Genomic DNA, 12,175 nt, shown 5'->3' with positions numbered 1-12,175 from the left:
CTACCTCCTCATGTGTTACGGAACTGGGTCATAACCGCCTTCTGCCCATGGATGACACCGGAGTATCCTCTTCACAGACAACCATAAACCTTTCACCACGCCGTACCTGGTAAGTGCCTCAATGGCGTATTGGGAACACGTAGGCGTGTAAATACAGTGAGTTCTTGTTTTCAACGGGGATAAAAAGATCTGGTATCCGCGTATCATTAATATAAGAAGCTTTTTCATCAAATCTGAAATTTTGCTGATCATATTCTCACTTCGATTCTCTTATTATGTTATGCAGTCCGCACAGGTGCATAAATGCACGCTCAATTGTCTTATAATCTGAGTCTTTTGCGGCAGCACGCGCTACCACGATGATGTCTAATCCTTCTTCTAATGTGTTCCTGTTCAGTCGGAAACTCTCCCGCACCAGCCGGGCCAGATGATGTCTCACCACACTGTTTCCAACTTTTTTACTCACCGATATCCCAATCCTTGACTGGGCTTCTCCGGTCTTTTTTACATACATGACCAACTGTCTGTTGGCATAGGATTTCGCAGTGCGGTAAATTGCCTGGAAATCAGAATTCTTCTTAATGCTCGGAAATCGTTTCATTTTCTGCTACCACCATACTGATCCTGTATACCAGGTAATACAAAATACAAAAGGTCACAATTTCTTGTGACCTTAACTCATTAAGCGGATAATTTCGCTCTTCCCTTTGCTCTTCTTGCAGCTAATACTTTTCTTCCACCTGGAGTACTCATTCTAGCTCTGAAGCCATGAACTTTGGATCTCTGTCTGTTCTTCGGCTGGAAAGTCATCTTCATGTTGCGGCACCTCCTTCTTTACATCGCTTATTTGATTGAACACATTACGACTATTTTAATTAAACATCTTCTCAATTATATAGAAAACATGCGGGTTCGTCAAGCCTTTTCTTAAAAAAGAAATATCCCCAAAATCCACACAAAAACGGCTGCTCCCAAAAGGCTGCCCACATACAAGCTGTTGATATTGTGAATAAGTTATCCACAAGTTGTGGATAAGTCTGTTGATAATTTTCACAAAACGGCGAAGATTTTTCGGTTTTCATTGAAAATCAGCCGTTTATGGTATACAATGTTTCTAGATTGGGTGCTCTCGCATATCCACAAACAGGCCCATTTTTTTCCACACAAACTGTGGATATATTATGATTATCATCATGGTCACACTGCAGCCACCCGTATAGATTAAGTACAGGAGACGGAAATAATGTTAGAAACACTGAAAGAAAAATGGAACGATATACTGAAATTTTTAAAAGAAGAATATGAGATCTCCGATGTCTCCTTCGATACCTGGCTTCTCCCGTTAGAGGTCTATGCCTTAGAGCAGCCGGGAAATATTGTGAAGATCATCGTTCCAGATGCCAATTTTCTCGGATATATTAAGAAGAAATACAGCGTCATGCTGAAGGTATCCATTGAAGAAGTTACCGGCATCAAGTGTGACACCGTCCAGTTTCTTGTGGAGGAAGATATTGTTCCGGAACCAGCTTCTGCAAACCAGCTGATCCAGAACAATACAAACACGGTAAGCCTGTCCACACTGCAAAATGCCAACTTAAATCCCAAATATACCTTCGATACCTTCGTTGTCGGAGCCAACAACAATCTGGCACATGCGGCATCCCTGGCTGTTGCTGAATCTCCGGGTGAAATCTACAACCCTCTTTTTATTTACGGAGGTGTAGGTCTTGGAAAAACACACCTGATGCATTCCATTGCAAACTTTATCCTGAAAAACAACCCGAAGGCCAAGATCCTTTATGTTACTTCTGAAAAGTTCACCAATGAACTGATCGATGCGATCCGTAATAAGAACAACATTTCCACCACGGAATTTCGCGAAAAATACCGCAACAATGATGTCCTTTTGATCGATGATATCCAGTTCATTATTGGTAAGGAAAGTACGCAGGAAGAATTTTTCCACACATTCAATGCACTGCATGAAGCAAAAAAACAAATCATTATTTCATCGGATAAACCGCCAAAAGAAATCGAGACTCTGGAAGAACGTCTCCGCTCCCGTTTTGAGTGGGGTCTGACCGTAGACATCCAGTCTCCGGATTACGAAACACGAATGGCGATCCTTCGAAAGAAAGAAGAGATGGAAGGTTACAATATAGATAATGAAGTAATCAAATATATTGCAACCAACATCAAATCCAATATCCGTGAGCTGGAAGGCGCCCTTACCAAGATCGTTGCACTTTCCAAGCTGGAAAAAAATCGCGAGATTGACATCGAACTGGCTGAAAAAGCATTAAAAGATATCATTGCCCCAGGCGACAAGCAGGAAGTTACTCCGGAATTCATCATTCAGATCGTTGCCGATCATTTTAACCTCACCCCGCTTGATATCATGTCTGCAAAACGAAGCAAAGAAATTGTTTATCCGCGCCAGATCGTGATGTATCTGTGCCGTACTATGACAGAAACCGGTCTGCAAAATATCGGTAAGGCACTGGGCGGCCGTGATCATACCACGATTCTTCATGGAATCAAAACGATCAGCGCAGATCTGGAAAAGAATCCTTCCCTTCAGAATACGATTGACATTCTGAAGAAAAAAATCAGTCCGCAGTAATATCTGGTTAACATAATGCATGAATCGGTTAACATAAAACATGGTGCGATCCCGCTTCCCACTTATTCACATTTTTCTGTGGAAAACGCGTGGATTCCGTGTGAACAGTCTGTGGACATTTTTTTCGCCCGATTTTGTCATTTTTTCACATGTGGATAACCGCCTGGTATTCCAGAAGTTTCAGAAGAGTTTTCAACAGCCTTATTCACGTCGAAAACTCTGCTGATTTTCTGGGCTGAACCGGCTTTTACACAAATCCACACGCCCTACTACGATTACGACGAAATTTTATTTTATATATCTTTAAAAAGACTCTGAACCGACAGAAAGGAAGTTATCAACATGAAGCTCGAATTTAAGAAAGATGCTCTCCTCAATGGAATCAATATTGTATCCAAAGCAATTCCTTCCAGAACGACCATGTCCATCCTTGAATGCATTCTGATCGATGCCGATACCAATGAAATTAAACTTACCGGCAACGATATGGAACTGGGAATTGAGACAAAAGTAGAAGGTTCTATTCTGGAACGCGGTAAAATTGCACTGGAAGCAAAACTTTTTTCTGAAATTATCAGAAAACTTCCAGATGGCGATACTCCGGTATCGATTACTTCTGATAATCATTTCAATACAATCATTGAATGTGAGAATGCAGTATTTAATATTCAGGGCCGGGATGGCGAGGAATTTTCCTATCTTCCTTACATTGAGCGCGACCAGCATATCAGTCTGAGCCAGTTTACTTTAAAAGAAGCAATTCGTCAGACCATTTTTTCTATCTCACCAAACGACAGCAATAAGATGATGGCAGGCGAACTTCTGGAGGTAAAAGATGATTTTCTCAAGGTGGTTTCCCTGGACGGACACCGGATCTCCATTCGCAATATTCAGCTGAAAGAACATTATGATAACCATAAGGTTATAGTTCCGGGAAAAACACTTTCTGAGATCAGTAAGATCCTGACTGGTGACAATGAAAAAGAAGTTCTTATTTATTTCAGCAAAAATCATATTTTATTCGAATTTGATGATACCATTGTGGTTTCCCGTCTGATCGATGGAGAATATTTTAAGATTGACCATATGCTTTCCAGTGATTACGAAACGCGTGTGAAGATCAACAAACGTGATTTCATGGATAATATCGATCGCGCGATGATCCTGATCCGCGACAGTGACCGCAAACCGATCATCATGAACGTGGAAGATAATAATGTTAATATGAAGGTGAAGTCAGCATTTGGTTCCATGAATGCCAATGTTCCGGCACACAAATCCGGTAAAGACATCATGATCGCATTCAATCCGAAATTCCTGCTGGATGCGCTTCGTGTCATTGACGATGAGGATGTGGAGCTTTATATGATGAACCCGAAGTCCCCATGCTTTATCAAGGATGAAGAAGGAACCTATATTTATCTGATCCTGCCTGTAAACTTTATCAATGAAGCATAAAACCGTGAGATGCCAGGGTGCTGGGAAGCATTGGAAAAATTTGTTGTTGTTTGCGCAAGGCATGAGCAGCAGCGTATAAATGGATATGAAACAGAGCAAACAGAGGTTTAGAGAGGAAAATTATGGAAATCATTAAACTGAGAGATGAATATATCAAGCTTGGCCAGGCCTTAAAGGCAGCTGGTCTTTGCGAATCCGGTGTCGATGCCAAGTATGCGATCGAGGACGGACTGGTAAAAGTAAACGGCAGCGTAGAGTACCAGAGAGGAAAAAAGCTTCATGCAGGAGATGAAGTAACGTATCAGGGAGAGACCATTCGGATCGAATTATGATAATAGAGTCCATTGAGCTTCAGAATTACCGGAACTACGATCAATTACATATGGAGTTTTCTCCGGGTACCAATATTCTTTACGGGAACAATGCCCAGGGAAAGACGAACATTTTAGAGGCGGTCTATGTCTGCTGCACCACCAAATCACACCGCGGCAGCAAGGACCGGGAGATGATCCGGTTCCAGAATGATGAATCCCATATTAAGCTTACGGTGCGCAAACGGGATGTCCCGTACCGCATCGATATGCATTTAAAGAAAAATAAGGCAAAGGGCGTGGCAATCAACGGGATTCCCATCCGGAAAGCCAGTGAGCTGTTTGGGATTGTGAACGTGGTGTTTTTCTCACCGGAGGACTTAAACCTGATCAAAAACGGTCCGGCGGAGCGGCGCAAATTCATTGACCTGGAATTGTGCCAGTTAAATAAGCTTTACGTGCACTCCCTGGTGTCCTACAACCGGGTCCTGCTGCAGCGGAATAAGCTTCTGAAAGAGCTGTTCTTTCATCCGGAATATGAGGAAACCCTGGATGTGTGGGATATGCAGCTGGTCCAGTATGGAAAAGAAGTGATCCGCTTCCGGGAAGAATTTATCGGACAGCTCAATGAGATCATTTCTGAGATTCACCAGAAGCTGTCCGGCGGAAAAGAAAACTTAAGGATCGTGTACGATCCCAATTCCCAGGCAGAGGAGCTGGAAGCAGGCATCGCCAGAAGCCGCAGCCAGGATGTGAAACAGAAGACAACCCTGGTGGGTCCGCACCGGGATGACATTGGTTTTTACATCGGTGATATCGATATCCGGAAATTTGGTTCCCAGGGACAGCAGCGCACTGCGGCGTTGTCGTTAAAGCTGGCAGAGATTGAGCTTGTAAAAAAGCTGGTGCGCGATTATCCCATCCTTTTACTGGATGATGTGCTTTCTGAGCTGGACGGGGAGCGGCAGAACCATCTTCTGTCTGCGATCGATCATATTCAGACGATGATCACCTGTACCGGACTGGAAGATTTTGTAAACAACCGTTTTCAGATGGATAAGCTGTTTCGCGTGGTAAATGGAACCGTGACCAGTGAAAACTGACGATAGACAGGTTATAGATATATTTTTTGACTAGGAGGAAATAACATGAGTGCAGAATACGGAGCAGACCAGATTCAGATTCTGGAAGGGCTGGAAGCGGTCCGGAAGAGACCTGGTATGTATATTGGCAGCACTTCGTCCAGGGGACTTCATCACCTGGTTTATGAGATTGTAGATAATGCGGTAGATGAAGCGCTGGCCGGTTACTGTGACAGAATTGACGTCACGATCCATGAAGACAATTCCATCACGGTACTGGATGATGGTCGCGGCATTCCGGTCGGCATTCAGAAAAAAGCCGGTATTCCTGCGGTAGAGGTTGTCTTTACGATCCTTCATGCCGGCGGCAAATTCGGCGGTGGGGGATACAAGGTATCCGGTGGTCTGCATGGTGTAGGCGCGTCGGTTGTAAATGCCCTCTCTACCTGGCTGGAAGTGCGTGTTTATCAGGATGGCAAGATTTACCAGCAGCGCTATGAGCGTGGCAAGGTGATGTATCCGTTAAAGGTAGTCGGGGAATGTGATGCGGACAAACACGGAACCGAAGTTCATTTCCTGCCAGACCCGGAAATTTTCGAGGAGACCGTATATGATTTCGATATCCTGCGTATCCGTCTTCAGGAGACGGCGTTCTTAACCAAGGCATTAAAGATTACCCTGCGTGACGACCGGGAAGAAAAGAAAGAAAAAGTATTCCATTATGAGGGTGGTATCCAGGAATTTGTTACCTACTTAAACAAGGGCAAGGCAGCGCTCTACGATAATGTGATTTACTGTGAAGGCACCAGAGACGGTGTGTTTGTTGAGGTTGCCATGCAGCATAACGATTCTTATACCGAGAACATCTATACCTTCGTAAATAACGTAAATACCCCGGAGGGTGGTACCCATCTGGCTGGTTTAAAAAATGCGCTGACCAAGACCATCAACGATTATGCCCGCAAGAATAAGCTGTTAAAGGACAGCGAGCCGAATTTAAGCGGTGAAGATATCCGTGAGGGCTTAACTGCGATCGTCAGCATCAAGATCGAGGAGCCACAGTTTGAGGGCCAGACCAAGCAGAAGCTTGGAAACAGCGAGGCCATGGGAGCGGTAAACAGCATCGTCAGTGAGCAGCTGACTTACTTCTTAGAGCAGAATCCTGCTGCAGCCAAGACCATCTGCGAGAAATCTGTTCTGGCCCAGCGTGCCCGTGCCGCAGCGAGAAAGGCCCGTGACTTAACCAGAAGAAAGACTGCATTAGAGGGAATGGCACTTCCGGGCAAGCTGGCAGACTGTTCCAACAAGGATCCGGAAAAATGTGAGATCTTTATCGTAGAGGGAGACTCCGCAGGCGGTTCTGCGAAGACAGCCCGCTCCAGAGATACCCAGGCGATCCTGCCGCTGCGCGGTAAGATTTTAAATGTGGAGAAGGCAAGACTGGACAAGATCTATGCCAATGCGGAGATCAAGGCGATGATCACGGCATTCGGAACCGGAATCCATGACGATTTCGATATTTCCAAGCTGCGTTATCACAAGATCATCATCATGACCGATGCGGATGTAGACGGAGCCCATATCAGTACCCTGATGCTGACCTTCTTATACCGCTTCATGCCAGAGCTGATCAAGCAGGGGCATGTATACCTGGCACAGCCGCCGTTATACAAACTGGAAAAGAATAAAAAGATCTGGTACGCTTACAGTGATGAAGAACTGGCTTCGATCATCAAAGAAGTGGGACGAGACAATAACAATAAAATTCAGCGTTACAAAGGTCTGGGAGAGATGGATGCAGAGCAGCTCTGGGAGACCACCATGGATCCGGAGCGCCGTATCCTGCTTCGTGTCAACATGGACGACGATGTGGCATCCGAGCTGGATCTGACCTTTACCACCTTAATGGGTGACCAGGTTGAACCGCGCCGTGAGTTTATCGAGGCAAACGCAAAATATGTACAGAATCTGGACATCTAACTGGGCAGTGCAAGGCTTTGGGCAGCAGGCAGCTGTTCATGGCCTACAGCATTCTGCAGGATGCCGGACGGATATGCAACCGTAACAATGAGACAACAAGGAGAACAATATGGAACCAAATATTTTTGATAAAGTTCACGATATAGATTTGAAATCCACGATGGAAAAATCCTATATCGACTATGCCATGAGCGTTATCGCGTCCCGTGCCCTGCCGGATGTGCGGGACGGTTTAAAGCCGGTTCAGCGCCGTGTGCTTTATTCCATGATCGAGCTGAATAATGGACCGGATAAGCCACACAGAAAATGCGCGCGTATCGTCGGCGATACCATGGGTAAATATCACCCGCATGGTGACAGCTCTATCTATGGAGCTCTTGTAAATATGGCACAGGAATGGTCTACCCGTTATCCGCTGGTAGACGGGCATGGAAACTTTGGTTCCGTGGATGGCGATGGTGCGGCTGCGATGCGATATACCGAGGCCCGCTTAAGCAAGATCTCCATGGAGATGCTGGCTGACATTGGAAAAGATACCGTTGATTTTATACCGAACTTCGATGAGACAGAGAAAGAGCCGGTTGTGCTCCCGGCCCGGTATCCGAACCTGTTAGTGAACGGTACTACCGGTATTGCAGTTGGTATGGCAACCAACATTCCGCCTCACAATCTGCGTGAGGTCATTGGTGCTGTCGTAAAGCTGATCGACAACCGTATCGAGGAAGACCGCGGCACAACCCTGGAAGAAATTTTAGAGATCGTAAAAGGCCCGGACTTTCCGACCGGAGCAACGATCCTTGGAAAAGCAGGCATTGAGGAAGCCTACCGCACCGGACGCGGCAAGATCCGGGTACGTGCAGTATCCGATATCGAGACGATGCCGAACGGTAAGAGCCGTATTGTAGTGACTGAGCTTCCGTATCTGGTAAACAAGGCAAGACTGATCGAGAAGATCGCAGAGCTGGTCAAGGAAAAACGGATCGACGGAATTACTGATCTGCGCGATGAGTCTGACCGTCAGGGTATGCGCATTGTCATTGAGCTGCGCCGTGACGTCAACGCAAACGTGATCTTAAACCAGTTGTTAAAGCATACCCAGCTGCAGGATACCTTTGGTGTCATCATGCTGGCTCTGGTCGATAACCAGCCAAAAGTATTAAATCTGCTTGAGATGCTGACTTACTATCTGCGTCATCAGGAAGATGTTGTTACCAGAAGAACAAAATACGATTTAAATAAAGCAGAAGAGCGTGCCCACATCTTACAGGGCTTGCTGATCGCCTTAGACCACATCGATGAGGTCATCCGCATCATCCGTGGTTCTGAGAATGTCCAGATTGCAAAGCAGCAGTTGATGGAGCGCTTCGGACTCAGCGATGCCCAGTCTCAGGCAATCGTAGACATGCGTCTGCGTGCACTGACCGGTCTGGAACGGGAGAAGCTGGAAAACGAATACAAAGACCTGATGGCAAAGATTGAGGAATTAAAGGCAATCCTGGCGGACGAGAAAAAGCTGTTAGGCGTGATCCGCGAGGAAATCCTTGTGATCTCTGACAAGTACGGCGATGACCGTAAGACCGCCATTGGCTTTGACGAGTTTGATATGTCCATGGAGGATCTGATTCCGAATGAGAATACCATCGTGGCGATGACCAAGCTTGGCTACATCAAGCGCATGAGCGTCGATAATTTCAAGAACCAGAACCGCGGCGGTAAGGGAATCAAGGGCATGCAGACGATCGATGAAGATTACATCGAAGACCTGCTCCTGACCAAGACTCACAATTACATTATGTTCTTCACCAACAAAGGCCGCGTATACCGCCTGAAAGCTTACGCAATCCCAGAAGGCAGCAGAACCGCGCGCGGAACCGCGATCATTAACCTTCTGCAGCTGCAGCCGGAGGAGAAGATCACAGCGATCATTCCGGTGAAGGAATACCATGAGACCGATTATCTGTTCATGGCAACCCGCGGCGGCATGGTCAAGAAGACTCCGGTAAAGGAATACGAGAACGTCCGCAAGAACGGTCTTCAGGCAATCGTGCTGAAGGAACATGATGAACTGATCGAAGTAAAGGCAACCGATAATACGAAAGATATCTTCCTGGTAACGAAGAAGGGACAGTGCATCCGCTTCCATGAGACCGATGTGCGCGTAACCGGCCGTGTATCCATGGGTGTGATCGGTATGAAGCTGAATGAAGGCGATGAAGTAGTCGGCATGCAGATGGATACCCAGGGTGAAAAGCTTCTGATCGTTTCTGAGAATGGTATGGGCAAACGGACCCCGATCGAGGAGTTCACGGCACAGAACCGTGGCGGTAAAGGTGTGCTCTGTTACAAGATCACCGAAAAGACCGGTGATATCGTAGGTGCAAAGCTGGTACACGATGACCATGACATTATGATGATCACGAACGAGGGGGTTGTGATCCGTATTTCCGTAGAGGATATTTCCGTGATCGGCCGGAACACTTCTGGTGTCAAGCTGATGAACATCGATCCGGATTCTGATATCCGCGTAGCAAGCATCGCGAAGGTGCGGGATGACGGAGCAAAATCCGAGGGAGATGGAATCGAAGATCTGGAACTTTCCGAACAAGAAACAGATCAGCAGGAATAAAGAACAGGGTCTGGTCCTTGTAAGAATAAAATTAAAAGGCAAGTAAAAGAGGATGCTGCCGGCTGTTTTCCCTGAAATAAGAGGGAAGGGCAGCTGGCAGCATTTTTATGTTCCATAGGAAATTAGAACGCAGAGTGCACTTGGAGCAAAGGCAGATGGTTGTCAAAGCAACCGCGTCTTAGTGCGGGAATGTGTCAAGGCACATTGGTTTTCAAATTTAATAGGAGTGGGTCAGAAGATGATAAGAACAGTAAACGTAAGTGAGATTACAGCTGCAGTAAAGGAAATGTGTATCGAAGCCAATCATTTTTTGTCAGAAGATATGGCAGAACGGATGAAGATGGCAGTGGAGCAGGAAGAATCACCGCTTGGAAAACAGATTTTAAACCAGCTGCAGGAAAACCTTAAGATCGCAGGTGCGGATATGATCCCAATCTGCCAGGACACCGGAATGGCAGTTGTATTTATCAAGATAGGCCAGGATGTGCATTTGGAAGGCGGCAGCCTGACCGATGCCATCAACCAGGGTGTACACGATGGTTATGTAGATGGTTTTTTGAGAAAGTCCGTTGTGAAGGATCCGATCTTAAGAGAAAATACGAAGGATAATACTCCGGCTATCATTCATTATGAGATTGTGGAAGGCGATCGTATCGATATCACGCTGGCACCAAAGGGCTTTGGCAGTGAGAATATGAGCCGCGTCTTTATGCTGAAGCCGGCAGACGGAATCGAGGGCGTAAAGAATGCCATTCTGACGGCAGTAAAGGATGCCGGTCCGAACGCATGCCCTCCTATGGTTGTGGGTGTAGGAATTGGCGGCACCTTTGAAAAATGCGCCATCATGGCAAAACATGCCCTGACCAGAAATCTGCATGAGCATTCCGAGGTTCCTTATGTAGCAGACCTGGAAAAAGAAATGCTGGAGCGCATCAACGGACTGGGAATCGGACCGGGAGGTCTGGGTGGCCGGGTAACGGCATTATCCGTAAATATTGAGACTTATCCGACTCATATTGCCGGACTTCCGGTTGCAATTAATATCTGTTGTCATGTAAACCGTCACGCACACCGTGTATTATAGAAGGAGATTCCTATGGACAGAAAAATTCAGGTACCGATCAGCAAAGAAGATGCGAAAAGTCTGAGAGCAGGAGACTATGTATATCTGACCGGAACGATTTATACCGCAAGAGATGCTGCTCACAAACGGATGCAGGAAGCACTGGATGCAGGAAATCCGCTTCCACTCGATATGGAGCGCAATGTCATTTATTATATGGGACCGTCACCGGCCAGGGAGGGCAGACCGATCGGCTCAGCAGGACCGACTACCGCAAGTCGCATGGATAAGTATGCTCCGAAATTAATTGATCTGGGACTCGGTGCCATGATCGGAAAGGGAAAAAGAAGCCAGGCGGTGATCGATGCGGTCGTAAGAAATGGCTGTGTTTATTTTGCTGCAGTCGGAGGTGCAGGTGCACTGCTTTCCAAATGCATCCTTTCCTCCGAAGTGATCGCGTATGATGATCTGGGAACCGAGGCGATCCGCAAACTGGAGGTAAAGGATTTTCCTGTGATCGTTGTTATTGATTCAGAGGGAAATAACCTGTATGAAACCGCAATTCGCTCTTATTCGCGTGCTGCGCAATAGCAGCGGGATCTTGCCGATGCGTTGCATTTCAAACTGGCAAGATCTGCTGCGAAAATTTTTTTGAAAATGTTGTTGACAAAGCGAAGTCTGTGCTATATAATAGGCAATGCGTCTGAAAACGTAAGTTGAAGCGCAAGATCATATGGAATTATGAAATTCGGAGAAATACTCAAGAGGCCGAAGAGGCGCCCCTGCTAAGGGTGTAGGTCGGGCAACCGGCGCGAGGGTTCAAATCCCTCTTTCTCCGCTCTATTCCAGATGATTCTTTTTTTCTCTGAAAGACAAAAAAGTCTGGAAAGAAAAATAAAAAAAGTTGTTGACAAAAGCGAAAACATCTGATAAGATATAACACGCTGCTGAAAACAGCAAAGCGAATCTGAAAGGATTCAAAAAGAAATTTAAAAAGTTGTTGACAAAAGCTTGAAGCTGTGCTAAACTATC

General features: G+C 46.1%; 12 protein-coding genes and 1 tRNA gene. 9 read left to right on the top strand and 4 right to left on the bottom strand.

Annotated elements, in window-relative coordinates:
• Positions 1 to 15 precede the first annotated feature (15 nt).
• From yidD to rpmH, 3 genes are all read right to left on the bottom strand, one after another.
• Entirely contained in the window at positions 16 to 231 is a 216-nt protein-coding gene (gene yidD, locus DWZ40_RS16740) for a membrane protein insertion efficiency factor YidD (protein WP_347560119.1), read from the bottom strand.
• Positions 232 to 256: 25 nt separating this feature from the next.
• The gene (gene rnpA / locus DWZ40_RS16735) at positions 257 to 601 is read right to left on the bottom strand and encodes a ribonuclease P protein component (protein WP_118544005.1); all 345 of its coding nucleotides are present in this window, start codon (positions 599 to 601) and stop codon (positions 257 to 259) included.
• Between the two features lie 80 nt (positions 602 to 681).
• Positions 682 to 816 carry a 50S ribosomal protein L34 gene (gene rpmH / locus DWZ40_RS16730; RefSeq protein ID WP_118532075.1) on the bottom strand — a complete coding sequence of 45 codons (135 nt, stop codon included), beginning with the start codon at positions 814 to 816 and terminating at the stop codon, positions 682 to 684.
• Between the two features lie 427 nt (positions 817 to 1,243).
• Here rpmH and dnaA point away from each other — a divergent pair, with 427 nt between their 5' ends.
• The 9 genes from dnaA to DWZ40_RS16685 all read left to right on the top strand — a co-directional run bounded on the left by dnaA (position 1,244) and on the right by DWZ40_RS16685 (position 11,981).
• Positions 1,244 to 2,623 carry a chromosomal replication initiator protein DnaA gene (dnaA, locus tag DWZ40_RS16725; protein ID WP_118544004.1) on the top strand — a complete coding sequence of 460 codons (1,380 nt, stop codon included), beginning with the start codon at positions 1,244 to 1,246 and terminating at the stop codon, positions 2,621 to 2,623.
• Between the two features lie 342 nt (positions 2,624 to 2,965).
• Positions 2,966 to 4,081, top strand: a complete 1,116-nt coding sequence (gene dnaN / locus DWZ40_RS16720; protein WP_118544003.1) for a DNA polymerase III subunit beta — start codon at positions 2,966 to 2,968, stop codon at positions 4,079 to 4,081.
• Positions 4,082 to 4,203: 122 nt separating this feature from the next.
• Positions 4,204 to 4,413, top strand: coding sequence for an RNA-binding S4 domain-containing protein (locus tag DWZ40_RS16715; RefSeq protein WP_118544002.1), 210 nt, complete (start codon positions 4,204 to 4,206; stop codon positions 4,411 to 4,413).
• Positions 4,410 to 5,495, top strand: a complete 1,086-nt coding sequence (gene recF, locus DWZ40_RS16710; RefSeq protein WP_118544001.1) for a DNA replication/repair protein RecF — start codon at positions 4,410 to 4,412, stop codon at positions 5,493 to 5,495. Before DWZ40_RS16715 ends, recF begins: the two co-directional genes overlap by 4 nt.
• A 45-nt stretch (positions 5,496 to 5,540) precedes the next feature.
• Positions 5,541 to 7,454 (top strand): DNA topoisomerase (ATP-hydrolyzing) subunit B, encoded by a 1,914-nt coding sequence (gene gyrB / locus DWZ40_RS16705; RefSeq protein WP_118544000.1) that lies wholly within the window; start codon positions 5,541 to 5,543, stop codon positions 7,452 to 7,454.
• 109 nt (positions 7,455 to 7,563) lie between these two features.
• On the top strand, positions 7,564 to 10,080 hold the full coding sequence (gyrA, locus tag DWZ40_RS16700) for a DNA gyrase subunit A (RefSeq protein ID WP_118543999.1): 2,517 nt from the start codon (positions 7,564 to 7,566) through the stop codon (positions 10,078 to 10,080).
• A 241-nt stretch (positions 10,081 to 10,321) separates the two neighbouring features.
• Entirely contained in the window at positions 10,322 to 11,164 is an 843-nt protein-coding gene (locus DWZ40_RS16695) for a fumarate hydratase (protein ID WP_347560118.1), read from the top strand.
• 12 nt (positions 11,165 to 11,176) lie between these two features.
• Positions 11,177 to 11,734 (top strand): Fe-S-containing hydro-lyase, encoded by a 558-nt coding sequence (locus DWZ40_RS16690; protein ID WP_118543997.1) that lies wholly within the window; start codon positions 11,177 to 11,179, stop codon positions 11,732 to 11,734.
• Positions 11,735 to 11,893: 159 nt separating this feature from the next.
• Positions 11,894 to 11,981: transfer RNA gene (locus DWZ40_RS16685), tRNA-Ser, on the top strand.
• 2 nt (positions 11,982 to 11,983) lie between these two features.
• On the opposite strand, the gene DWZ40_RS19860 is transcribed toward DWZ40_RS16685, so the two are convergent.
• On the bottom strand, positions 11,984 to 12,175 hold a 192-nt coding region (locus tag DWZ40_RS19860), incomplete at its 5' end, for a hypothetical protein (RefSeq protein ID WP_207664526.1).

Origin of the sequence: Clostridium sp. AF32-12BH (genome assembly GCF_003477935.1) — a bacterium.
Classification (GTDB): Bacteria; Bacillota; Clostridia; order Lachnospirales; family Lachnospiraceae; genus Brotaphodocola.
Note: the sequence above shows the minus strand (reverse complement) of the source record. Positions and strands in the feature narration are given on the sequence as shown.